The organism is Gordonibacter massiliensis (ex Traore et al. 2017) (assembly GCF_019731765.1).
Lineage (GTDB): Bacteria > Actinomycetota > Coriobacteriia > Coriobacteriales > Eggerthellaceae > Gordonibacter > Gordonibacter massiliensis.
The window spans coordinates 1-24611 of the sequence record NZ_JAASIO010000009.1 but is presented as its reverse complement, the minus strand read 5'-3'; the positions used below and the strand labels follow the sequence as shown (position 1 = coordinate 24611).

The following is a 24611-nucleotide window of genomic DNA, read 5'->3' as shown; positions in this document are numbered from 1 at the left end:
CGAGCTTTACAGGGCCGCGATCTCCTTGCGCACGGCCGCTATGTCGGGCTGCGGGCGCGCGAGAACGCGATACAGCCTCTGCACTTCGTCGCGCAGCTCGATCTCGCGCGGTTCGCTCAGCGCGAAGAACGCCACGCGCAGGTAGAGCTGCAGGTCCTTGGCGCTCTCGAGTTCGTCGACGGGCTCGGCACCGTGGCTCTCGCGATCGTCCGCGAACGAGGTCAGCAGCCCTTTCGTCACACGGCGCATGCGCACGTAGCTTTCCATGCGCGCACGGCGGGCGGTGATCTGGGGAAGGAACAGCGCCGTGCACACCGCCAGCAGCTCGGCGCATGCCGTGAACCATTCGGGCAGCGAGCCCATCTCCATCGGGTGCCTCCTTCCGCAGCGAACCGTTGCAGCCTATCGGCCCCATGGTATCGAAGGCCCGCCGCAACCCGCCACCCGAGCCGCAAGCGTCAACACGACGTTGGGATCGCGTGAGAAGGTCGGAAAGGCGCCTTGGCCGCCCGGCCCCGAGCATCGCGGGGAGCACCGCCGTCGCCGGTATCGTTTGATGTGCATGGGGGCCTACCATGGATGCGAAGCCCCGGCGAAAAGCCGGCCGCACCATCGCTCGCCGAAAGGAGCCGAACATGCAAGCCACGAACGAGATCAGGAACATCCTGGCGAAAGGGCAGGCCGTGTCGGGCGCGAACCCCCTCGCCTTCCTCGACGGCGTGTTGAGCGGAGACCCCTTGGAGGCCCTTGCCGGAGGAGCGGGCACTGCCGACTCGTCGGCGGCGTACGCCAAGGCCGGCAAGCTGCGCACCGAAACGGAGGTCGTGCCGCTTTCCGTTCCGTTCCCCGAGGCCGTGGCGCAGGTGAAGAACGCGGCCGCTCGCCTGGGAAAGGATCTGCTGACGCTGCGCGAAGCCCCGACCGCGTTCCCCTTCGTCGCCTACTTCAGCAAAGGCATCCTGGCGAACCCGACGGTCGTGGTGGTGGAGGTGCGCCCGGAGGGAGGCGGCGCGCAGGCCGTCCTCACCGCCTTCACGACGAAAGTGGGATTCGTGCAGGGCTATTCCTGCTCCAAAGCGCTTGCGAGGTTCGCGAGCCTTTTGCGTTGACGCAGGCGGCGCGGCGTCTCCATGCGAGAACGTTACAGGCGCAGATCGTAGTAGTGCTCGCCGTTCTCGACCTTCCCCGCAAAGGAGAAACCGAACGAGAGGTACAGGCTCCCGGTGCCGCCTATGGGCGCGACGCGCGAGCAATCGACCGCGCGTGCTTCAGGGGCGCGCCAGCAGATCCCGGCTGGTTCGGGCGATGCGGTCGGCAAGGGCGGCAGGGTCCTCGCGGCGCAGCGCGGCCACCTCGGCCAGAGCGCTCTGCAGCAGGCGGGCGAACTCCTCCGGCGGAACCGGCGTGCCGCAGGCAGGCGGTTCGTCGGTTTCCAGCAGCAGGCGCTTGGCGGGAACGGCCTGCGCGTAGGCGCGCCCGCGTTTCGACGCCAGCATGTGGGGTCCCACCGAGAAGCGGCAGCCGGCGCGGATGGCGCGCTGCAGCTCGTCGGATGTGCCGGAGAACCAGTGGAAGATGCAGGCGTTCTCGGCTAGGGCGCCCGCGTGCTCCAGCACGTCCAGCACCTTGGCCGCCGATTTCACGGCATGGATCGAGAGCACCTTGCCGCCCTCGGCCGCGCAGGCGCGCGCGATGCGCTCGAACGCGGCGATCTGGGCGTCCCGCGTGGAGGCGTGCGCGGTGCCGAAGTCGAGGCCCACCTCGCCGACGTACCGGGATGCGGCCGCGTTGGCCGCCGCCTGCTCGGCCGCGTCCTCGCCCGCCGGCCCGGCCTCCACCCACCACGGATGCAGGCCGGCGCCCACCCGCACGTTCCCGCACGCGCCCAGCAGGTCGGCGGCGCGCCCGTAGCCTTCGGGCGTCACCGTCACGGACAGGCACCCGACGCCCCGTTTGGCCAACCCGGCCGCCAGTTCGGCGGGATCTTCCGCGAAGTCAAGGTGGCAGTGCAGGTCGAACAGCGCCTTAGCCGACTCCGCAGGAGATCCTTCGACTTCGGCCTTCGGCCTCCGCTCAGGATGACAAGCTGGGGCGGCCTTCGCGTCATCGCTTCGCGGCGCCTCCCTGCGCTCGCTTCGCGCGCCCGGGGCCTCGACCGTCCGCTGGACTGCCGAATGCTCGGGATGACAAGCGGCGGCCGTCATCGCGCGCTCCCTGCGTCCGCGTCCACGCCCGCCAGCTCGCGCAGGACCTCGCCGGCGATCATCTGCCCCATGATGGGCGGCACGTACGACGCCGTGCCCAAATTCGACCGCTCGCGGCGGGCGGCCCCCTCGCGCACCGGCACGCGCACGGGCTCCTCGCACGAGTACAGCACGCGCAGGTGGCGGATGCCGCGCTTGCGCCCCTCCTTGCGCATGATGCGGCAGAGCGGGCAGTTCACCGTGTCGTACACGTCGGCCGCGCGGAAGCACTCGGGACGCAGCTTGTTGGCCGCGCCCATGCTGCTGATCAGGCGAATGCCCTGCGCGTCGGCGTACTGCGCGATGGCCAGCTTCGTGGATACGGTGTCGATGGCGTCCACCACGTAGTCGACCCGGTTGCGGTACGTGCCCAGCAGCTCGGGCACGTTCTCGGCCAGCACGAACGTATCGAGCGGCTCCACGCATGCCGACGGGTTGATGTCGGCCACCATGGCGCGCACCACGTCGGTCTTCTTGCGTCCGAGGGTGCTGTGGAAGGCGATGGCCTGCCGGTTGATGTTGCTGGCCTGCACCACGTCGTGGTCCACCACGACCAGGCCGCCCACGCCGCCCCGCGCGAGCGCCTCCACGCAGTTCGAGCCCACGCCGCCCAGGCCCAGCACCATGACGGTGGAGGCCGCCAGGCGCTCCACGCCCGCGCACCCCATGATCAGTTCGAGTTTTGACGTGGCCCCGTCGCCGCCTGCAACCATCGGCATCCTTTCTGTCGGCCCCCATGGTAGCATTGCGCGCCGCCCCGCGCGACCGGCGCGGCGCCGTGCGCGTCAAACGGATATCCCCACCCTTCGCACGTCTTGCGCGAAGCGCTCGGCGGCGAGCCCCGCCCCTTCGAACATCGCCGCCTTGCCGGGCAGGCGCTCGTTCGCGAAACGGCACAGATCGGCCGGAAACGCGCAGTCCGCATCGAAGAGAAACGCCAGCAGCTTGTCTACCAGCACGTTCAGGAAGGCCACCGGGCGGCGGCCGTGCGTCCGCGTCACCTCGGGCGCGCCGGCGAAGAACAGGTAGGCGCCTATCTCACGCTCGCTGAACCCCGATGCGGCCAGCGCCCGGCGAATCGCCTCAACCGCCACGTCCTCCCATGCGCGCCAGTCGGCGGGCTGCATGCACGCGGCCGCCGCGAACCGGTTGCCCGCGTTCGCCAGGAGCAGCACGTCGCGCCCGCCAAGCGTCACGCGGTGCGCCTCCCAGCAGAAGAAGAGGTCGTCCACCTCGCCGTACGGCGGACGCGGCAGGCGCAGGAACCGTTGCAGCGGTATGGTGATTCCCAGTTGCATCCTACCGCCCCGCCTGCAGCCATGCTTCCCAGGAGTCGGCCTCGCGCTGGGCCTGTGCGTAGCCGCGCTCGTAGGCGTCTTGCAGCTTCGCATAGTCCGTCTCCCGGTTGGTCACCGTCATGCGCTCGGGGTAGAACACGCATGCCGAACCCTCGCGCTCCAAGCGCTCGACCTCGTCGAGCAGGGCGTTGTACGGGCGCCATCGCTCGATGGAGCGCTCGGCCACCAGCGGATGCTTGCGGAACGCCGCGCGGAACAGCGCTTGGACGCCCGGCCCCAGGGGCTTCTTGCGGTAGCCGCGCTCCTGGGAGCGGATGATGAAGAACCGCTCGAACCCGTCGCGGCGCGCCGCGTCCAGAAGGATGCCCCAGCTGGTTCCCAGGCCGCCGTCCAGGTACGTGCGCCCGTCTATCACCGTGGGTGGCATGAACAGCGGCATGGTGGAGCTGGCGCGCACGCGTAGCATCATGTCGCGCATCGTGGGGCAATCGGCCTTCGTCCAGGGCACCGTCTCGCCCGTGTCCCAGTCGAACCCCTCGATGTGCACGTCGGCCTCGTTCGCCGCGAACGTGTCGAAGTCGAACGCCATCACGGCATCCGTTCCCGCCAGCTCCTCGGCGATGCCCCCGTACAGGTAGGGCGCGTTGAAGAAGCCGTCGCCGCGCAGGAAGCTGCGCGCGCCGCCGAAGCGCGGGTCGCGCACCAAGTCCACGAACGACGCCTTCGTCCGGGGGATGTCGCGTGAGACGTAGTTCACCGCGTGGCTCGACCCGGCCGAGATGCCGTAGGCGCACCCGAAATGCAGGCCGCGCTCCAGAAGCGTGACCACCGCGCCCGCCGTGTAGCTGGCGCGCATGCCGCCGCCCTCGATGATGAGCGCGACATCGGGAATGTTGACCGCCAAATCGTCCATACGGCCATTATAGCCATCTGCGGCGAAATGCTCGGTAACGGATTGCACGGACGCCGGCGCCGAGCCAAGGACTATACTGGAGAGCAAAGCGGGCGGCGCGCCCGCAGGGACGAACGCGCGAGCGAGAGGAATCGAACATGGACAAGCCGATCCTGTACTACTGGGCCCCGTGCCCCACCTGCTCCATCCTGACCCACTTCGCCGAGGAGCATGGCATCGAGCTGGACAAACGCGACGTTGAGCAGGAGGAACCCTATCAAGAGCTGCTGGAACTGGGAGGCAACGCCGACCTCATCCCCTACCTGTGGGACGGAGAGAGGCTCGTCAACGGCAACGACGAGTGCATGGCGTACCTGACCGAGAAGTACCTCTAGGGCGAAACCGGCTACGCGCGAGCAACCGGCAAGGCGGTTCCCGCCTGGGTCGCCGCCTTGCCGGACGACGCGCCGGAGGCGGAACCGCCCGTCGAGCCGGACGACGAACCGGATGACGAGCCCGATCCGCTTCCGGACTGGTTCGAGCCCGATTGGCCGGAGCCGGACGACGATCCGTCCGAGCCCGGCTTCGAAGCCGGATCCTGCGAGCCGCTGCCGGGCTGGCCGCCTTCCGTCGAGCCGCCTTCGCCTTGGGATCCGCCGGACGGGTCCGTGGAGCCGGAAGAACCGGACGATCCCTGGCCGTTCCCCGTGTTCGAGGACGCGTCGCCATTCGAGGAGCCGTTCGAGGACGCGTCCTTCGCCGGATCCTTCGACGCCTCCGGCGCGGCGTCCCTGGACGCATCCGGGGAGCTCTCCGCATCGCCGCCCGCCTTCTGCTCCTGAGGGGCGACGAGGGGCGGCGTTTTCGCGCCCACGCCCTGCCCCGTGGTGGCAAGGTCGATGACGACGGCGGAGACGGCCACGGCGGCGATGGCCGACACGACGGACACGACGACCACCCCGCGCTGCACCTTCTTCTTGCGATCGCGGCGCTCGCGTGCCTTGCGGACCGATGGGTCGCCCTGCAGGGCGGCGTCGTCGGCACGCGGCGTGCGCGTGCGGCGCGCTGCCGATCCGAGCGGAACGACCGGCTCCGACGCGGCGTCCAGGCGCGCCGTCTTTGCGGCGTCCACCGCCGTGCGGCCCCTACGGGCCGTCGTCGCAGGGTTTTCCGCCTCCTCGGACGGCGCGTAGCCGGTCTCGCCCGGCTTCAACTCGCGCAGCTTCTCGGCCGACGCGGCGAGGAACTTCTTGTACAGCTGGGACGCCACGGCCGACACGACGGAACCCACGCCCACGCCGATCACCGATCCGTAGATGCCTATCTGCGAGGCCAGCAGCATGGAGGTGACGGCCGCGAGCGCGCCCGCGACGACCTGGGCCATCGACAGGTCGTCGAACAGCCCGCCCAGCTTGCCCTTTCCGTCCGTGCTCCGCGCCATGCCGCACCATCCTCTTTCGTCTCGCGTCTGCCTTCGGGGGCGCATGCCCCTCTCGAACATACCGCATCGGCGCGCGACGGCTTCTTTTTTCACCCAATTGCTACCGGTCGGCCACAGAATGCCTGCAAGCGATTCTCAATCTGTTCGCATGCCCAGGTGACGGGCATGACGAGGACCCGCCTCACACGCCGCGCGAGAACGGGTCCACGTACAGGCGCATGCCGTCGGGCAGGCGGACGAGGCCCGCCTCCTGCAACACGTCAGCGAACGGCGTGGAGAGCACGGGCAGGCCGTTGAACGACTCCACCGCCAGCTTCTTCCGCGCGCCTTCCGCCCCCTCCCGCCGGGCGGCGTGCGCGACGAGGGCGGCCACGGCGTCGCGAAGCGCCTCGGGATCCTCCGTGAACGACAGGATGGAGCGCAGCCCCGCCGTGGCGTACAGCGCGAGTCGGCCGCCGCGCACGCACACGAGGCTGCCCGGACGGCGCGAGGGGCGTGCGGCCGGCTCGTCGCACGCGGCCGGGGCGCCGGGCGCGGCAAGGGGCGGCCACGGAACACCGCATCCGAACAGGCTCGCCGGATCGTCCGCGGCGAGCACGACGGTCTCGGTGCCGCGATCCGCACGGCTTCCCCCTCGCTCGGCCGCCTCGTCGCCCCCGGCATAGGCGCGCAGCACGTCCACCGTCTCGCGAGCGGCGAACTGGGCCGGGCCGAGGCCCTTCACGAACACACCCCGCAGCACGTCGCCCGCGTCCTCCATCTGCCGCAGCACCGGCATGAGCGCGCCCAAGCCGCCGGACACGCCAGCGAGCGCCGCCACGTCGCGCGAGAGCACGCCGTAGCGGTCGAGGATGGATTCGACCAGCGCCAAAGCGCGCACGGTGTCGTTTTCCGGAGAGGGCGCGAGCAGCGACCAACGGCCGGAACAAACCGCCGCCGGCGCGCCGAAACCCTCCGATGCAACGCGAGCCGCGCCGCTCCCAGCCGCCGGCGCGACGGCGTAGCGACGCCCCGAGCGCCGGCTGCTCGCGCGCCGCTTCGGGGCGGGACGCTGGCGCGCGGCCGAGCTTCCGGCGTCGACGGCGCGAACCGGTGCGAACGTGTCGTTCGTGGCGTGCCCGCTCCAGGCCAGGTCTAGGAGCGCCTCGGCCACGGCGGCCTCGCCGACGCGTTCGGGCTCCATCCTGCGTCGCACGGCATCGGCTATCTGGCGGAAGAACAGGCCGTAGCCGCTGCCGAGCGCCTCCATCACCGCCTCCTCCACCGACAGGCCGGAGGCGGCGGCGTCGACGGCCTCGAACGGGCCGTCCTCCGCATCCGGGCGCACGGGAGCGAGCGGCGAGTCCGTGGGGTAGAAGGCCACGAGCGTCGATGGGGACGTCGCTTTCCGCTGCGCGGACCGACCGCGCGCCCGGCCGTCGTCCGACGCGCCGTCGCCCTCGCGGCGGGCACCCGCCCACACCACGTCGCCCGAAGCGATGAGCTCGTCGAGCATCGAGGGACGGTAGTCGCGCACGCGGCTGGGGAACACGGAGCCCTCCCATGCGGCAGCCGGCAGGAACACGCCCTCGAACTGGGCGATGACCTGCGCCACCCCGTCGACGCCCTCGAATGCCGCGCCGTCGCCGACGCCCTGCAGGTCCAGCACGTAGCGCACGTAGGCGTCCGGCGGCACCGCGCGCACGGCGGCGCGCGCCTTCGCGAGCGAGAGCGACCGCAAGCGCCGGAATACCTCCGCCGACACCCAGCTGCGCTCGCCTTCCCCGCCCGGTGCCTGCCCGAACCGACCCTGCACGAGCTTGCCCGACGCGGCCAGGCGGCGCAGGCTCTCGCGCGCCACGGCGGGCCCGATGCCGAAGCGGGCCGCCGCCTCCTCGTCGGCGAAGGGTCCGTGCGTGCGCGCGTAACGCGCGAGCAGGTCGTCGAGCGGCGCGCGATCGTCCGCAGCTTCGAGGAACGCGGCCGGAACCCACGCGGGCACGGCCGTGCCCAGCGCCTCGCGCAAGCGACCTGCGTCCTCAACCGCCGCCCAACGCTCCGCGCCGCCGATCGTGGCGAGGAAGGCGCGCTTCGCCTCTTGCAGCTCCTCGAGCACGGCGAGGGCCTCGACTGGGGTGGCAGAAGGTGTGGCAGTGGCACCGTCATCCTGCACCTCGTCTGCAGCCGCTGTTTCCCTGGCGCTTTCGGCTGCCGCCGCAGGGGATCCTTCGACTCCCTTCGGTCGCTCAGGATGACAAAGGGAGGCTTCGTCCGCAGGATGGCCGCCGGGATGTCTGCCTATAGGATGGCCAGCAGGGTATTCGTCGGCAGGGTGGCCGTTGGGGTGTCCGCCCGCGAGGGAGCCGCTGGGAGTTTTGTCCTCATATTGGGCGAGAACATTGTCCGCGCTCGCTGCTTGTCCGATGCTTTCCGGCTGCGCCGGAACGGGCGCTCTGGAGAGCGCCCCTACGGAGGCCTCCATTTCTGGCGCCTCCCTTCCAGCGGCTTCCATTCCGAGGGCCTCCGTTCCGGGGACCTCCATTTCTGGGGCTTCCGTTCCGGGGGTTTCCGCTCCGGGCTGCGAGCCAACGCTTTGCGGCGGTTCCAGGCGCAGCGCCACCTCTTCGGTGGACAGCGGGCCCAGCACGCGCAGCAGGTCGGCCACACCTTCCGCGCCGCGGGCGCGACGGTCGGGCGCCGTGCGCTGCAGCTTCTCCTCCACCTCGGCCACCACCTGCGCATCCAGCAGCTCCGCCATGTCGGCCGAGCCCAGCAGCTCGCCCAGCAGCGCCGGGTCGAGCGACAGCAGCGACGCCCGGCGCTCCGCATGCGGCAGGTCGCCCTGGTACAGGTGCTCACCCACGTAGCCGAACAGCAGCGGCCCGGCGAAGGGCGACGGGATGCTCGTCTGCGCCTCCACCACGCGCACCGTACCGGCCGCGAGCCCCTCCATGAGCTCGTGGAGCGCTTCCAGGTCGTACACGTCCTGCAGGCACTCGCGCGCCGTTTCCAGCAGAATAGGGAAGTCTCGCTCGCCGCGCGCCGCCTCCAGCAGCTGGCCCGCCTTGAGACGCTGCTGCCACAGCGGAGCGCGTTTGCCCGGCTGCGTGGGCGACATGAGCAGGGCGCGCGCCGCGCACTCGCGGAACCGCGCGGCAAAGAGCGCCGTCTTGTCCACCCGGTCCCGCACGACGCGCACGAGCTCGTCCGGATCGAACACGAACAGCTCCGCGCCCGGCAGGCGCGTCTCGGTCATGGGCACGCGCAGCAGGATACCGTCGTCGGCGGCCATGGCCTGCGGATCGAAGCCGAGCGTGCTTTCCACGCGGTCCTGCACCGCCATGGCCCACGGCTCGTGCACGCGGCGGCCGTAGGGAGAGTGCAGCATGACGCGCCAGTCGCCCGTCTCGTCCTCGCACCGCTCCACCACGAGCGTCTTGTCGTCGGGCACCGTGCCTGTGGCCTCGCGCTGCGCGCGCACGAGGGCGGCCAGGTTGCGCTGCGCGTCCTCGTCCAAGCCGTCCGCCGCCAGCCGCTCGCGCAGGGCGGGGTCGAGGCGCGACGCCGCGTCGGCCAGCAGGTCGGACCCGCCCGCGAGCACGCCTTCCGCATCCGACTCGCCCGCAACCCCGTCGTCGATGCCCGCGGCCAGCGCGCGCAGAAACGCCCCGCGCGCCCGCCCCGTCTCGGCGGGACGGCCCACGCCCTCGCCGTGCCAGAACGGCAGGCGCGCCGAGCGGCCCGGCGCCGGCTCCACGATCACGCGGTCGCGCGTGATCTCGCTGATGCGCCACGAGCTGGTGCCGAGCGCGATGATGTCGCCCACGCGCGACTCGTACACCATCTCCTCGTCCAGCTCGCCCACGCGCCGACGTCCTTCGTTGCCGTCGCCCTCCGGCAGCACGACCGAGAACATACCGCGGTCGGGAATCGTGCCCGCCGCCGTCACGGCCAGGCGCTGGGCGGACGGGCGCGGCGTGAGCGCGCCGCTCTCGCGATCCCACACGATGCGCGGCGCGAACTCGGCCAGGTCGGCCGAGGCGTAGCGGCCGGACAGCATGTCGAGCACCGAGTCGAACGCGCGGCGCGGCAGCTCCGAGAACGGCGCCGCGCGGCGCGCCGTTTCGTACCAGCCGTCGGCGGTCGCGCCGCCCATGGCCACGGCGGCCACCGTCTGCTGCGCCAGCACGTCCAGCGGGTTGCGCACGAGCGCGGTGGCCTCGATGGAGCCGGCGCGCATGCCCTCGGCCACCACGGCGGCGTCGATGATCTCCGTGCGCGTGCGCGGGTAGATGGAGCCCGCCGAACGTCCGCCCACCTGGTGGTTCGCGCGGCCGATGCGCTGCAGGCCGCTCGCCACGCTCGGCGGCGCGGCCACCTGCAGCACCAGGTCGATCGAGCCCATGTCGATGCCCAGCTCCAGCGACGAGGTGGCCACCACGCACGGCAGCTCGCCGCTCTTCAGCTCGCGCTCCACCTGCAGGCGCTTCTCCTTCGACACCGAGCCGTGGTGCGCCTTCGCGATGATCTCGGGAGCTCCCTGCGCCAGCTCGCTCGTGGAGCCGAGGTCGGAGCGGATATGCGATGACGCCCCGCCGTCGGCGTTACCGCCGGGCGCCAGCAGCCCTTCGCGCTTCGCGTACAGTTCGTTCAGCCGCGCGGTGAGCTTCTCGCACAGCCCGCGGGAGTTCACGAACACGATGGTGGTGCGGTGCGCCAGCACCTCGTCCAAGATGGATGCCTCGATGAGCGGCCAGATGGACGAGGACCCCGCGCGGCTGTCGGGCGTGGAGCCCTTCCCCGACGAGCCCGCCAGGTGCGCCCGCAGCGCCCGGTCCGACTTCCACGCCTCCTCGGCCGGCGCGCGCCGCGGGCCCCCGCCGCGCCCGCCCCGCGCACCGCCCGCGCCGTGCGCGTCGGCGCCCGGGAACGTCGGGATGGCGGTCATGTCGCGCACGGGCACCACCACCCGCACGTCCAGATCGGGCCGCCCCTCCGCCGCGATGACGCTCACGAGGTGCGGCCCGCCCAGAAAGCGCGCCACCTCTTCGCGCGGCCGCACCGTGGCCGAGAGCCCGACGCGCTGCGCCGGCTGTTCGAGCAGGTCGTCCAACCGCTCGAGGCTGAGCGCCAGGTGCGCGCCGCGCTTGTTGCCGGCCAGCGCGTGCACCTCGTCCACGATGACGGTCTCGACGGTGCGCAGCGTCTCGCGCGCCTGCGACGTGAGCATGAGGTAGAGCGATTCCGGCGTGGTGATGAGGATGTCGGGCGGGTTGCGCAGAAGCGAGCGGCGCTGATCGGGCGTGGTGTCGCCGGTGCGCATGCCCGTGCGCACGTTCGGGGCCTTCGCGCCCTCGGCGGCAAGCCGCGCCGCGATGCCCGCGAGCGGTGCCTGCAGGTTGCGCCCCACGTCGGCCCCCAGCGCCTTCAGCGGCGACACGTACAGCACGCGCACGCCCCGCGGCGGCTTGGCCGGCGCGGCGCCTTCCACGTCCCCTGCCGCTCCGTCGTCCGCAGCGCCGCCAACGCCGGGCACGCTGCCCGCACCCGCCTTCTCGCGCATGAGCGCGTCGATGGCGAACAGGAACGCCGCGAGCGTCTTGCCCGACCCGGTGGGTGCGATGACCAGCGCGTTCTCCCCGTCCTCGATGGCCTCCCACGCCCGTTCCTGCACCGGCGTCGGCCCGGGAAACGCCTCCAGGAACCAATCCCGCACCGCCTCGGAGAACCGGTCGAGAGCGGCGTGGGGCAACGCGTCGTTCGCAGCGTCCATGGTTCAGGCCGCTCCTTTCCGTAGGCGATCAAGCGACATCGTCCATCTTACCGCAACCGCCGCACCCGAAAACCCCCGCATCCCACCCGTTGCGAAACGCCCGCCCCGCGCGCCTCCCGTCCCTTCCGGGTCGCGCCGTCCCCGTAGGGGCGGACAGGCGAGCAATCTCTTCTACGGCAGCGCCGCCAGCAACCCCAGCGCCACCACGGCGACGCCGCTCAACAGGTTCACGGCGTCGTTCGTGACCCAGGCGTATCCGGACACCAGCGTGTAGCCCGCCGCTCCGCGGGCGGGTGCAGCCTCCACCAGGGCCCCGTCGCCCTCGGCAAGCGCGGCGTCGCCAAGGGAGCCGTCCCCCAGCGCAGCCGCGCCGGCACCGGCCAGAGCGCAGGCGCGGACGGCGACACCGGTTCCGGCCGCTCCGCCCGACACGTTGCCGCCGCGGGCACGGTCGCCGGTATCCGCCCCCGCTTCACCCGGCGCCCGGTACTTCGCCTGCAGCAGCGCGCCCAGGAAGCTGTCCACCACCGAGCCTGCGACGCCGCACGCGATGATGAACAGGAACGCCTCGGGCCCCGTAGGCACCGCGAAGCCGAACGCATGGAACAGGAACATGGCCAGAAAAGCCGAGGTCGCGGCGCCCACAACGGTGGCCGCCAGCCCAAGCGGGCTCACACCGCCCGAAAGCCCGCGCTGCATGGGCCGGCGCGTGACGATGCTCACCGGCGGCTTGCGGCTGTACGTGCCGATCTCGGACGCCCACGTGTCAGCCGTGCTCGCCGCCAGCGCTCCGGCCGACACGATGAGGAACCACGCCTCCCCCGTCGCCGCGTAAGCCGCCGCGCACGCGAGGAACGGCACGCTGTTCGCCAGCACCTGGCGCAACTTGCGAGAACCGCCGCGCTTCTCGCCCGCCCGTGCTCCGCGCACCCGGCGCATGAGCCTCGACGCCACGTTCGAGCTGCCGAAGAACCACATGAGCAGAAGCCACAAGGGCCAACCGCCGAACGCGAAGGCCAGCGTGCCAACGCCCACGGCGCCCAGCGTGCCCGGCACGGTGAGCAGCCCGAGCCTCAACGCCGCCAGCGCCACTGCGCCCGACAGCAGCAGGCCCGCAAGCAGCGGCGCGTAGCCCGTCGCCGGCAGGAACAGCGCCGCGTACAGCCCCGTCACGCCCAACGGCACGCTCAGGTTGTCGAGGCCGGCCGGCGACGCCGCCTCCAGAAACGCGGCGAGCGCGGCCAGTCCCAGCGACACGAGCAAGACCAGGCCCACGACCCCGGCCGCGAGCCCGGCGCCGCCCGCAGCGGTCCCCGCTCCCGCAGCCGCCGCGAACGACGGCACGGCGCCCTGCCATCCTGCCGACCCTGCCGCCAGCAGCACTCCCGCGCACGAGGCGAAGCTCGCCGCGAACATCACGGCCGTGCCCACGAGCGACTTCCCGCCGCCCGCCCCCGGCAGCGCGCGGCGTCCGAACCGCTTGCCCAGCACGGCCGCGAACCCGTCGCCGAACGCCATGCAGAACACGCCGAGCGCACCCACGTACGGCGCGCCGATGCCGAACGAGAACAGCGCGAGCAGGGTGAGCGACACGGCGTAGTAAACCGTGCCGGGCGTGTCCTCGCCCTCGCCGCGCGCCATGAACGCGAGCTTCTGCTTGCGCCAGGCCAGCGCGTTCACCACGATGAACGCGGCCGGCAGCGCGGCCGCCCACCACGGCGACGTGAAGAACAGCGCCGCAACCACCCACCAGCCTCCCAAAGCGATGTGCACGAGCTTGCGCGTGCCCTCCTCGCCCATGCCGCGCCGGGCAAGCAAGCTCGACGCCCCCAGCACCGCCAGCACGTACAGCACCGACAACCCCATGCCTACCGCGTTTCGCATGTCCGTCACCTGCCTTCCCAGGCCGCAGCCGCGCCCTGCGCATCGGCGAGCAGCGCACGCGCCTCGCCGACGAGCGCCGTCGCGCGTTCCTTCGAAACGACGTTGCGCCTCTCCAAGCAGCTATAGCCGTCGGCGCGCACCTGATCCATGATGCCGCGGTACAGAAACAGCGACGAGAGCGTGGGCAAGCGGCTGTCCTCGTCCAGCCGCAAAATGTCGCGCTGCATGGGGCGGTAGAGCTCTTCGGAACGCCGTGCCACGCGCTCCCATGCCATCCGGAACGCCGCACCCGCCCGGCGCGCCGCCAGGTCATCGCGCGTGCAGCCGGCGTCCTCTAGCACGGAGGCGGGCAGGTAGACGCGTCCGGCGTCCCGATCCTCGCCCACGTCGCGCAGGATGTTCGTCAGCTGCATGGCCACGCCCAAAGCCACGGCGTCTTCCCGCAGCGCATCGTCGACGGGCCGCCCGGAGCGCAGCAGCGGCAGCAGCATGAGCCCCACCGAACCCGCCACGTAATAGCCGTAGTCCTCGAGCTCCTCCATGTCGGCGGGCTGGCGGAACGCCAAATCGCGCCGCTGCCCCTCCAGCATGTCGAAGAAGGGCTCCTCGTCCATGTCGAACACGGAGAACACCGCGTCCAGCGCCCGCCATAACGGCGCGCGCGGCACCGCGCCCGCGCAGAACCGCTCCAAGTCGCGCTGCAAGCCGTCCAGCCGCCCCCTGCTGGCGTCCACGTCCACGCAATCGTCCGCCGCGCGGCAGAACGCGTACACGGCATACACGCTCTTGCGCTTGTGCGGAGGCAGAAGCGAGAACGCACGATAGAAACTGTGAGAGTTTCGCCTGATCACATCCTCGCACCAGGCAAAGTCGTCGGCACGTGCCTCGAACGCGTCGCTCGGGGCCCGCATCACGCACCGCCTTCCCCGCCGCCGAGCGCCCCCGAACCGGCGACGGGGCGGACGGAGCGCTCTTCCGCCGGGACGCCGGCCGCTGCCGTGAAGCCGGTGGCGGCCCCGTCAGCCGTCGGGCCGCCCGCAACCGCGCCGGCGCCCGTTCCGCCCGTCGCGCCTTCGGCGACGGCCGCCCCGCGCGCGGCCACCACGGCCACCTGGCCCGCCACCGCCCGATCGGCCGCCGTCGTAGCGCGGTCGTCGGCCATGAGCTCGTCGGCCGCCAGCTTCGCGCTCAGGAGCACGATGGGCACGCCGGCTCCCGGGTGCGTGCTGCTGCCGCAGAAGTACAGCCCCTCGCAGCGCTCGGCCTTGTTGTGCGGCCGCCAGTAGTTGCTCTGCCGCAGCGTGGGCCGCAGCCCGAACGTGGCTCCCCGGCAGGCGTTGAACCGCTCGGCGAAGTCGAGCGGCGTGTAGACGCGCTCGAACGCGATGTGGTCGCGCACGTCCTCGTACACCGTCTCGCGCTCCACCAGGTCGAGCACCTTGTCGCGGTACGCGGCCACCTCGTCGGCGTCCCAAGAGGGGCCCTGTTCCGACAAAGGCGGCACCGGCACCAGCACGTAGAGCGTGCTGCCGCCCTCGGGCGCGAGCGACGGATCCAGCGACGTGGGCGCGTAGCAGTAGAACGACGGATCGTCCGGAAAGCGGGCACCGTCGAAGATGTCGGCGATGTTGCGCTCGAAGTCCGGCGCGAACCTGATGGAGTGCACCGTGTCGTCGGGATAGCGTTTGTCCAGCCCCAGGTACAGGATGAAGCACGAGCACGAGTACTCCATGCCTTCTATCTTCTCGTCGGTGTAGCGCCCGCGCGCCCGCTCGTCACCCACGAGCTCTTTCATGGCGTACGGGAAGTCCGCGTCGCACACCACGCAGTCGGCGCGCACCAGCTCGCCGTTCGCAACCACGCCCACGGCGCGCCCGCCCTCGACCGCGATGCGCTCCACGGGCGCCGACGTGCGCAGCTCGCCGCCCAGCTCCTCGAACAGGCGCCCCATGCCTTCGGCCATGGCGTACATGCCTCCGGGCATGAACCACACGCCGTACAGCAGCTCGATCATGGGAATAATCATGTACAGGGAGGGCCCCTCATATGGGGAGATGCCGATGTAGAGCGTCTGGAACGCCAGCGCCTTGCGCAGGCGGTCGTCCTTCACGTAGCGCGACACCGACGAGTACGCGTCGCCCAGCGTATGCAGCCGGAAGCCCGCCAGCAGGCTCTTCGGGTTGTAGAAATCAGCCGGTCCGCGAAACGAGCGCTGCAGGAAGTTGTCCTTGGCTATGCGGTAGCGCTTGTACAGCAGCGCCAGGTACTCGAAGTAGCCCTGCGCGTCGTCCTCGCTCACGCCCTCGAGGCCGGCCGTGAGGTCGGACAGGTCGTTCGACAGCCTCAGCCGCTCGCCCGGGCCGAACGATATCTCCATGAGCGGCTCGACCTTCCGCATGGGTATGTAGTCGTCCGGATCGCGACCGGCCAGCTCGAACACCTCGCGGTACAGCGCCGGCATCATCACGATGGTGGGACCGACGTCGAAGGTGTACCCGTTTTCCCGGATGCGGCTCATCTTGCCGCCGACCTGCGACTCTTTCTCGTACAGCGCAACGTCGTACCCCGCGCACCGCAACCGGATGGCCGCCGCCAGTCCGGCGACCCCCGCTCCCACCACGATTACCCGTTTCATGCAACTCCTTAGCCGCAACCGATATGCCATCCGGTTATGGTACGGGTTGCCGCATAGGTGTGACCTACGCGCCCACAATTATGGGACAAGCCGTTTCGCCCACGTCAAACGGCTGTTGCCGAGCCGCCGTACCACCTCGGCGCCCGCGCGGGCGCCTTGCGCAACCGTGTTCCCACCCGGACGAAGGCGGGGCGCCCGCTCCGGGGGCGCCGGCCGGGCACGCCTCCGCCCGAGGAGGCCGGGTCCTCGGCGATCGCTTTCCCGAGCGCGCCGGCGCCCTCCGTAGGGCGATCTCCTGATCGCCCGTTCCGGCGCAGCCGGAAAACCAACCGAGGGCCGCGTTCTCGCGCTCCGCGCGAGCAGGCGATCAGGAAACCGCCCCTACGGAGTCGACCGGCGCGCAAGATCGACGGAGCCACCTCCGACATGCCTTTGCGTGGCGCCCGGCAGCGACCCGACTCCGCATGGCTTTCGAACGAGCCTATGTCGTGGTTTGAAGCGGCATCGGTCGTATCCGAGCAAAACCCTCTACATGCGGGATCCCGCCCTCGTGGCCGCCCTGGCACGGCTCTCGCCCCGCCCGCAAAGCCCCCCCCGGTCGGGATTATGGCCTTGCCGGAGCATGCGGCCAAGAGCTCCGGCGGCCGGCTCGAAAGCGCCTTTCGGAACCCTTCGAACCCATACGTCGGGGTTCTTGTGCGCAACGGGCCGATTCCGCTGTGGGATCGCGGCCGGAACGCCTCCGCGCAGCGACCGACAGCGATCGGGCGCCGCGCAGCCTCGCACAGGCCTAGGTTTAATTTGGTTTAGCAGCGGAAGGTGGGTTTGCGGTGCAAAAATCGCCGATGTCCCCGTTGCTTGAACCTTCAGCGCGGTCGTCGCACCCAGACCGGATTCCGCGAGCTGGGAGAACACCGTGATTTTGCCAGGGTGCGTGGTCGAAGGGGTTTTAAGGGCCCCGCGTTGGGGGGACATCGGTGATTTTTGCACCAAACGCCCCGCACTCAAGCTCGGCCTTCCGCCGTTAAACCAAAATAGGCATAGGCCCGTTCGAGGCTGCGCAGCGCCAGGTCGCCATCAGGCACCACCCAGAGGCGTGTCAATGCTGGTTTAACAGCGGAGGACACTTTCGGCAAAAGCACCCCGCCAATACGGGCAAACGCCGCTTTCCGCGCGCGAAGCGGTGCGGACCGAACGACCGGAAAAATGCCGGCGTTCGCAGACAACGCGAGCGCACCGACCAAACGTCAAAGACGCACTCATCGACGACCTGGTCAGCCTTCCGCAAAAGCCCCGATCAATGCCCGCGATGCTTCCGCTTGCGCTTCAGCGTGCGCAGCTCGAAGGCACGACGCTCCTCGGCCTCGCGGAGTTCGCGAGCGTTCGACCGGCGCTCGTCCTTGCGCTCCTCGTAGGCCGCCGACAGCGCCTGCTGCGCTTTCGTGCCCACGCCGCGCCGGGCGGCCTCGAGCGTCTTGCGCGCCTCGCGCTGGGCGCGCTTCGGATTGCGCGCGCCAACCGACGCCGACCCGTTTTCGGCCGCGTCCCCTTCGTCGCGCATGCGGAAATCCAGGCGGTCCCAGTGCCGGCACACGAAGGCGAGCACCTCCTCGTCCTTCGGCTCGGGGCCGAACACGAAGCGGCACGCCCCGTAGCGCGAGCCGTCGCGCTGCTCGCATATACCCACCCAGAATTGGCCGTCGTGAAGCACCGTCAACGTCGATGATGTGTTGACCTGCATGAATCCTCCTTATGTCGTTGTGAACGAACGAAGAAGGGACAACCAAGGAGGCAGGTTACTGACGGAAGGGGATGCTGCGTGCCCGGAGCGCTTCGCCCACCATGGCGACACGCTCCGGGCGGTTGCACCGCCCCACCGCACCCCGACTACCCGACGGGGTCGTGTTTTCATCTTCGCAGGGGCAGTATAGCACGGTGGGCAAGAGGGCACGTGCCCGACGCGCGGAATCCGCACCGGGCCAAACCGAACGCGCGCCTACGCGCCGCCCGTGCGCTTTCCCATCCGTCCGAACCGCAGCGAGAGCGTGTCCTTCGGGCACGTGTCCGCGCACGCGCCGCACTGAATGCACTCCGCGTCCGCGATGGCCCCGCCCTGCAGCAAAGCCTGCACGTCCAGGCTCATGGGACACGCTTTCGAGCACTTTCCGCATCCGACGCACGTCTCCGGCCGCGCGTCGATGTGCAGCTGCGGTACGCGCATCGCGTGCCCCAGTTTCCCGCCCAACACCATGAAAGGCGCCATCCAACAGATGCAATGGCACATGGCCCGCCGGCCCAAAAACAGGTTGGGAACGAAGAACAGCGCCACGATGCCGAAGTAGATGCCCAACCCCAGCGGGTTGTTCAGCGACACGCCGCCCGGAATGCCGGCCAGCGGGTCGATCGTCGTGAAGCCGCCCGCCACCCAGGCGCACGCCACGATGGAGGCGAACCACGGCACCCAGATGACGTACTTGATACGCGTGCGCCACCCCAGCCTCGCCGGCTTGCCCACCGCATCGGCCTCTATCTCCTGCAGCCCGCCCGCCGCGCACAGCCACCCGCAAAACGCGCGGCGAAGCACGAGCGCCGACGCGAACTGCAGCAAAAACACGAGCATGCTGCCCACCACCGCTCCCGCAAGCGCGCCTTCGATGACGAGCACCGGCGAGAAGTAGAATATGGTGATGGGAAACAGCAGGAACGACACCGTCAGCGCCAATCGCCGCGCACGCTGGCGTTTCCCCGTCGCGCGGCGGATGCGAGCGCCCGTCGCGGGCCTTCGCGCCTCTTCCGCAGAACGCGCCATCACCCTCACCGCGCCTTCGCCAGAAACGCGAGGGAAGCGGCGTTCAGCCGGTCGCGCATCTTGTCAACGTCGAAGCCGGCACCGTTCGCCAGCATGGCCGCCAAGCCGTGCGTGTAGATGATCATGTCCAGGTACAGGTCGCGGGCCGCATCCAAATCGAGGTCGCCCATCTGGGCGATGCACTCCTCGACGCCGTCGAGCGCCACGCTGGCGAACAGGTCCTCGAAGCTGTCCGGCTGCAGATGGGGCGACAAGTACAGGAAGCGGAACAGGTTCGTCTCCGTCTGAGCGAGTCGCAAGTGCGCCAAGCCGTTCGCCTCGAAAGGGTTGCGCCCATCGCCCTCGTGCTCGCGGTTGTAGCCCGCCACCCAGGTGCGGGCGTGCTCGTACAGCGCCTCCACCAGCCCTTGCATATCGCCGAACAGGCTGTAGATGGGCTGAACGGAGCAGCCGGCCCGATCCGCCACCGACCGAGCGGAAAGCGCCGACTCGCCCCGCTCCCGCACGATGGCGAGCGCGGCATCCAGCACCTGCTCCTGCGAAACCCTCTGCTCCGGCATGGCTCCCCCTGTAGATTACACTTGTTATATTACGTATGTAATATATAGGCGTTCGAAGCCGAAGTCAAGCGCGAGGCGCCGCCTCCCCCGAATATGGCATCATGGAAGGCAATCAAGCGAAACCGAGGAGGGCCGCCAGCATGCCGAACGACAACCCCATCGAGCGAGAACACCCCAACGACCCGCTGCACGGCGTGACGCTGGAGGCGATGCTCACCCGTCTGGTGGATGAGTACGGTTGGGACGACTTGGCCAGCCGCGTCCGCATCAACTGCTTCGCCAACGACCCCAGCATCAAAAGCTCGCTCAAGTTCCTGCGCAAAACCCCCTGGGCCCGCAAGAAGGTAGAGGACCTGTACAAGGCCACGCTGCGCTAAACTCGCCGACAATGCGCGCGAGCCCCCGCCGGCAATGCGCTCGAATCCCCGCCGGCAACGCGCCGTCTCGCCGACCCGAAGAAAAAACGCGACCCCTCCGCGTCAAGCAGAGGGGTCGCGTTGCGTTCGCAAAGACCGGGCGTTCGCGCTCCGTGCCGCCGCACTGCGAAGCCGTTAAGTCGCGCGCTCTCGCACCGCGAGCACGAGGGCGGCCACTGCGTCTTACCCGTTCGCCGGCCGGATGTCCTCCAGCGGCATGGGCACGTCGGGCATCTCCTCCGGTTCGCGCGGAGCGCCGACGGCCTCCTCGTGGCCCGGCAGGATCACGTTCATCAGAATACCCACGACCGAGCCCACGGCCAAACCCGACAGCGAGATGGTGATGCCGCCCAGCGGCAGCACGATGGCGCCCGCCGCGCTGTAGGCGATGCCCAGCGACAGCACCAGGATGAGCGCCGTGATGAGCACGTTGCGGCTCTTCATGAAGTCCACGTGGTTCTCCACCAGGTTGCGGATGCCCACGGCCGATATCATGCCGTACAGCACGAGCGACACGCCGCCCACCACGCACGCCGGCATGGCCGCCACCACGGCCGCGAACTTCGGCGAGAACGAGAACACGATGGCGAAGCACGCCGCGATGCGGATGACGCGCGGATCGAACACGCGGGTCAGCGCCAGCACGCCCGTGTTCTCGCCGTAGGTGGTGTTCGCCGGCGCGCCGAAGAGCGACGCCAAGATGGTGGCCAAGCCGTCGCCCAACAGCGTGCGGTGCAGACCGGGCTCGGCAATGTAGTTGCGGTTGCACGTGGAGCTGATGGCCGACACGTCGCCGATGTGTTCGATCATCGTGGCGAACGCCAGCGGCATGATGGTGATGATGGCCGTGATGGCCAGTCCCGCGTCGAAGTTGTCGCCGAACAGCGCGAACACGGTGTTGTCCCACGCCACCGGCAGGCCGATCCACGGCGCCGCGGCCACGGAGGCGAAGTCGACCTCGCCCGCGAACGCGGCCACGATATAGGACACGACCACGCCCAGCAAGATGGGGATGATCTTGATCATGCCCTTGCCCCAGATGTTGCACACCACGATGACGGCGATGGCCACCACGGCGATGAGCCAGTTGGAGGAGGCGTTCGTGATGGCCGAGCTGGCCAGGATGAGCCCGATGCAGATGACGATGGGCCCGGTGACCACGGGCGGGAAGAAGCGCATGACGCGGTCGGGACCGAACACGCGGAACAGCGCCGACAGCACCAGGTACAGCAGGCCCGCGCACGCCACGCCCAAGCACGCGTACGGCAGCAGGTTCGCCTCGCCGTTCGGCGCGATGGCCGCGTAGCCCGCGATGAACGCGAACGACGATCCCAGAAACGCCGGCACCTTGCCCTTCGCCAGGAAGTGGAACAGCAACGTGCCCAATCCCGCGAACAGCAGCGTGGCTGAGACGGAGAGTCCCGTCAGCGCCGGCACGAGCACCGTGGCCCCGAACATGGCGAACATATGCTGCAGGCCGAACAGCGTCATCTTCGGCACGCCCAGCGGGCGCGCGTCGTACACCGCGTCCGGACTGTCCTTGGCCCCCATGGTCGGCGTCGGTTTATCGCTCATTGGCAAACCCCTCTCGCATCGCACTCGGCACGGCCCGTCCCCTGACGGCCGCGTACGCAAATCTACGACATTATCCTACAAGCAGATACCGATACGGGCGAAAACCGAGAAGAACGCCCCGCATTCCCGTCGGAAGGCGGGGCGTCGGCCGCGGCCGCTACGAATGCCGGGCTTTGAGCGTTCGCACCGTCGCATCGATGGCGTCGATGGCCAGCGCCAGCAGCACGAGCCCGCAGAACGCCGTCTGCACGTTCGCCAGCACCCAACGAACGGTCCCGCCCACGTCGTCGCCCGTCGACTCCAGTGCCCCGACCAGAGCCTGTCCGTCGATGATCTGGTAGTTCGACAGCCAGAACACCACAAGCGCCGCCGCCACCACGTCCACCACCAGCGTCACCGCCAGAAGCCGCATCGAGTAACGGCCTTCGACCAGCTTGAAGCTTTCACCGGCCACGCACAAAAGCGTCCATGCGATGATGACCCAGGCCGAGGCGCGGATGGCCTCCACATCGAACGGGTTGAACGGCACGCCGTCCCCGCGGTGCGATAGCGCATTCAGCACGTCAGGGAACAGCAGGAACACGGCCGCGAACACCACGGAGAACACGATGCCCGCCACAGCGTCGCCCCGTGTGGACGCCTTCGTCTCGCGCGGCACCGGCGGCAGGTCGTCGAGCGACCCCATCACCTCCACTTCCACGCCCTTGTGCGAGAACACGACGAACAGCACCGTCACGAACGAGAACGCGAAGGCCAGTGCCGTGACCAACGTGCCCAGCCAGCCGAGACCTTCGATCAGCACGCCCCCGGAAGCCCCTGAGGCCAGCGACAGCACGCCCGCCACGGCAATGCCGCCGGTCGTGCAAGCCAGCACGATCTTCAACACGAACAGGTACTGCGAGTAGTACGGCTGTCCGATGAGGCACTTCCCCTCCCCGTCGGTGTACTTGCGCACCATCTCCCCCGGCGTGCCCAATTCGGTGAGCACCACGCGAACGTCCTTCGCCGTGGGCGGCAACGTGCCGCAGCGCTCGTCGAGCATATCGGATATCAGCGTGCGCAGCTCGTCGGCCACGTCCGCGCGCTGGCCGGCGGGCAGGCGCCGCGTGACAGCGTACAGGTAGCGCTCGATCAAGTCGTTATCGTGTGCCATCGTTGCGTTCCTTCCCTTCGCCGTTGCCGGCCTTTTTCGCGTTTGCCGCCTGTTCGTGCGGTTCGACGCCAGCGGGGCCGTCGGCCTCTTCTCCCGCGCGAAGCAACGCGTTCACCCCGCCGCACAGCACGTGCCACTGATCCTCCACTTCGCGCAGCACCCGCAGCCCCTCGTCGGTGGTTCGGTAGTACTTGCGCGGCTTCGAGCCGCCGTTGTCCCATTCGCTCGTCAGCAGCCCTTGCGACTCAAGGCGGCGCATCAGCGGGTACAGCGTGTTGGCCTCGATGGGAATGCCGTGGTCGGCAAGCGTTTTCACCAGTGCGTACCCGTAGGCGGGCTCGCGAAGCTGGCTGAGCACCAACATGACCAGCGTGCCGCGCCGCAGTTCCAGCACCATGCTCGAAACCGTGTCTCCGCCCCCCATGCGCCCCTCCCTTCCTTTACTGTGTGTCGCACACTATATCATATATCGCACGTTAGTGTGTGGCGCACAGTATATTAATATCGCACGCTTTGAGGAAACGGGCAATGAAGCACAGTTGGCGGACGGAGGCAGGCGAGCCGAACGGTCGCCGGAGGAGAACGGGGCAAGCGCGTCAGCTTTCAACAGCAGGGGCATCGGCGCTTGCGACTTCGAAACCGCACGCGACGCCGTCGCCGAAAGCGACACCAAGTGGGCTGCGGGCGGTGGCGCGGCGATCGTCGGCGGAGGTCCTTCCGGCTTGTGCCGCACGCGCGGCGGCGCTCCGGCTGCACCGAGGCTCGCCTTGCGGGCGCATCCAAACGGGCGCGGCATTACGCAGATGGGCATGGCTACCGACGCGTTTCGCGACGGCAACGAACGGGCTGCGGCCCACGCGACGCGCGAAAGGCGCGGCTCCGCTGCGCTACGCTGGCTGCATGAGCATAGAGCAACGACACGACTCCCGCTCTGCGGGGCATCCGGCGAAGCCTTCCACGGCTCGCCGTTTTATCGTGCTCGGACGATGGGCCCTCGTAGCGGCGGGCATCGTCGCCATCGCCTTGGGCTTCGCGGCCGCCTCGCCTGTGGTGCGGTTCGCGGCTTTCGCTGGCCTGAGCTTCCTTTTGGCGAACGCGCTTTGGCAGCACATGCCGCTTTCGCAAGCCTGCGCCGCCGCAGCGGCAATCGCCATCGTCTTCGGTGCAGCCGTTGCGCTGTACCGGCTGTTCGCATGGGGAATGGGCCTGGAAAGCTGGCTGCCCGACGCCCTCGGCGCGGTGGTTGGAGCCCTCGTCGCCTACCCCGCTCTCAAGCGCATCGACCGCATCTCCCCCGACGGTCTGTAGCATCCCGCAGGCGTCGAAACCCAACGCCTTGGCCTCCGGAAAGCCCAGCGCCTCTGCGTTCTGTACAAAAATCACCGATGTCCCCATCAAGACGCCCGCCAAAGACCTCCCTTACGCGCCCGCCTCGGCATACCAAACGCGTTTTCGCAGGTCGCAAAACTCCAAAAAGCAACGCGACCTTCTTGCGAGCGCTCCAGATGGGGGACATCGGTGATTTTTGTGCCGCGGATGCCCTTCTCCGAAGGCGCAAGCGGCTCGTCGGCAACGGCTCAAGCGTATAGCCCGACCCCGGTTTGCAGAGAACCCAAAGTTCAGCCGTTGAACCAGCAAACCTGCATCGACATGCGCCCGGCCAGGTTGTCACCCTGAGCGGAGGCGGCGAAAGCCGAAGGATCCCGCGCGGCACCAGCTTGAAGCGCCTCCGGCTGACGCCGCGCGGGATCCTTCGCCCCCGCTTCGCGGGGCCTCCCTGCGCCCGCTCCGCGTTCGGGAGTTCGACAGCCCGCCGGGCTGTCGAATGCTCCGCTCGCTCAGGATGACGATGCGCTGGCTTGCGAGATGCCAATGGCGGTTTCATATGACCGATGATTCGTCAATAGGCAAAAGGCACCCAGCCCGTCCGGCCGGACGGGCTGGGCATCGTCT

General features: G+C 69.6%; 20 protein-coding genes. 4 read left to right on the top strand and 16 right to left on the bottom strand.

The features are described from left to right. Positions 1-6 precede the first annotated feature (6 nt). A complete protein-coding gene (locus tag HCH03_RS10240) occupies positions 7-369 on the bottom strand; it encodes a transcriptional regulator (protein WP_221689423.1) in 363 nt (120 codons plus the stop codon). A gap of 266 nt (positions 370-635) precedes the next feature. On the opposite strand from HCH03_RS10240, the gene HCH03_RS10235 reads away from it, so the two are divergent. Beyond that, a complete protein-coding gene (locus HCH03_RS10235; RefSeq protein ID WP_221689422.1) occupies positions 636-1109 on the top strand; it encodes a hypothetical protein in 474 nt (157 codons plus the stop codon). Positions 1110-1268: 159 nt separating this feature from the next. Here HCH03_RS10235 and HCH03_RS10230 read toward each other — a convergent pair whose 3' ends face one another. From HCH03_RS10230 to HCH03_RS10215, 4 genes are all read right to left on the bottom strand, one after another. Next, positions 1269-2204, bottom strand: a complete 936-nt coding sequence (locus HCH03_RS10230; RefSeq protein WP_221689421.1) for a TatD family hydrolase — start codon at positions 2202-2204, stop codon at positions 1269-1271. After that, a complete protein-coding gene (locus HCH03_RS10225; protein ID WP_221689420.1) occupies positions 2201-2956 on the bottom strand; it encodes a tRNA threonylcarbamoyladenosine dehydratase in 756 nt (251 codons plus the stop codon). Before HCH03_RS10225 ends, HCH03_RS10230 begins: the two co-directional genes overlap by 4 nt. A gap of 72 nt (positions 2957-3028) precedes the next feature. Further along, entirely contained in the window at positions 3029-3541 is a 513-nt protein-coding gene (locus HCH03_RS10220; protein ID WP_221689419.1) for a DUF6933 domain-containing protein, read from the bottom strand. A 1-nt stretch (position 3542) separates the two neighbouring features. Continuing rightward, on the bottom strand, positions 3543-4454 hold the full coding sequence (locus tag HCH03_RS10215) for a patatin-like phospholipase family protein (protein ID WP_221689418.1): 912 nt from the start codon (positions 4452-4454) through the stop codon (positions 3543-3545). A gap of 137 nt (positions 4455-4591) precedes the next feature. Here HCH03_RS10215 and HCH03_RS10210 point away from each other — a divergent pair, with 137 nt between their 5' ends. Continuing rightward, positions 4592-4828, top strand: a complete 237-nt coding sequence (locus tag HCH03_RS10210) for a glutathione S-transferase N-terminal domain-containing protein (protein ID WP_080142181.1) — start codon at positions 4592-4594, stop codon at positions 4826-4828. A gap of 11 nt (positions 4829-4839) precedes the next feature. On the opposite strand, the gene HCH03_RS10205 is transcribed toward HCH03_RS10210, so the two are convergent. From HCH03_RS10205 to HCH03_RS10170, 8 genes are all read right to left on the bottom strand, one after another. Then, positions 4840-5874: a hypothetical protein gene (locus HCH03_RS10205; protein ID WP_221689417.1), complete on the bottom strand. Its 1035-nt coding sequence runs from the start codon at positions 5872-5874 to the stop codon at positions 4840-4842. Between the two features lie 181 nt (positions 5875-6055). Beyond that, the gene (locus HCH03_RS16435; protein ID WP_246599959.1) at positions 6056-11626 is read right to left on the bottom strand and encodes a DEAD/DEAH box helicase; all 5571 of its coding nucleotides are present in this window, start codon (positions 11624-11626) and stop codon (positions 6056-6058) included. 171 nt (positions 11627-11797) lie between these two features. Further along, positions 11798-13510: a DUF92 domain-containing protein gene (locus HCH03_RS10195; protein ID WP_221689416.1), complete on the bottom strand. Its 1713-nt coding sequence runs from the start codon at positions 13508-13510 to the stop codon at positions 11798-11800. 5 nt (positions 13511-13515) lie between these two features. After that, positions 13516-14421, bottom strand: a complete 906-nt coding sequence (locus HCH03_RS10190; RefSeq protein ID WP_221689415.1) for a phytoene/squalene synthase family protein — start codon at positions 14419-14421, stop codon at positions 13516-13518. Then, positions 14421-16145: a phytoene desaturase family protein gene (locus HCH03_RS10185; RefSeq protein WP_246599958.1), complete on the bottom strand. Its 1725-nt coding sequence runs from the start codon at positions 16143-16145 to the stop codon at positions 14421-14423. The genes HCH03_RS10190 and HCH03_RS10185 overlap by 1 nt, the downstream gene beginning before the upstream one ends. Before the next feature lie 1297 nt (positions 16146-17442). Next, entirely contained in the window at positions 17443-17886 is a 444-nt protein-coding gene (locus HCH03_RS10180) for a YjdF family protein (RefSeq protein ID WP_221689414.1), read from the bottom strand. Positions 17887-18141: 255 nt separating this feature from the next. Continuing rightward, positions 18142-18954 (bottom strand): 4Fe-4S binding protein, encoded by an 813-nt coding sequence (locus HCH03_RS10175; protein WP_221689413.1) that lies wholly within the window; start codon positions 18952-18954, stop codon positions 18142-18144. A gap of 5 nt (positions 18955-18959) precedes the next feature. After that, positions 18960-19514 carry a TetR/AcrR family transcriptional regulator gene (locus HCH03_RS10170; RefSeq protein WP_185905545.1) on the bottom strand — a complete coding sequence of 185 codons (555 nt, stop codon included), beginning with the start codon at positions 19512-19514 and terminating at the stop codon, positions 18960-18962. 140 nt (positions 19515-19654) lie between these two features. On the opposite strand from HCH03_RS10170, the gene HCH03_RS10165 reads away from it, so the two are divergent. Continuing rightward, positions 19655-19891 (top strand): VF530 family DNA-binding protein, encoded by a 237-nt coding sequence (locus tag HCH03_RS10165; RefSeq protein WP_080142163.1) that lies wholly within the window; start codon positions 19655-19657, stop codon positions 19889-19891. A gap of 222 nt (positions 19892-20113) precedes the next feature. On the opposite strand, the gene HCH03_RS10160 is transcribed toward HCH03_RS10165, so the two are convergent. The 3 genes from HCH03_RS10160 to HCH03_RS10150 form a co-directional block, all read right to left on the bottom strand. After that, a complete protein-coding gene (locus HCH03_RS10160; protein WP_185905546.1) occupies positions 20114-21505 on the bottom strand; it encodes a uracil-xanthine permease family protein in 1392 nt (463 codons plus the stop codon). A gap of 157 nt (positions 21506-21662) precedes the next feature. After that, positions 21663-22658, bottom strand: a complete 996-nt coding sequence (locus HCH03_RS10155) for a hypothetical protein (protein ID WP_221689412.1) — start codon at positions 22656-22658, stop codon at positions 21663-21665. After that, positions 22645-23055, bottom strand: a complete 411-nt coding sequence (locus HCH03_RS10150; RefSeq protein ID WP_246599957.1) for a PadR family transcriptional regulator — start codon at positions 23053-23055, stop codon at positions 22645-22647. The genes HCH03_RS10155 and HCH03_RS10150 overlap by 14 nt, the downstream gene beginning before the upstream one ends. A gap of 503 nt (positions 23056-23558) precedes the next feature. Between HCH03_RS10150 and HCH03_RS10145 the strand changes: the two genes are divergently transcribed. Beyond that, on the top strand, positions 23559-23966 hold the full coding sequence (locus HCH03_RS10145) for a Tat pathway signal protein (protein WP_221689411.1): 408 nt from the start codon (positions 23559-23561) through the stop codon (positions 23964-23966). Positions 23967-24611: the final 645 nt, after the last annotated feature.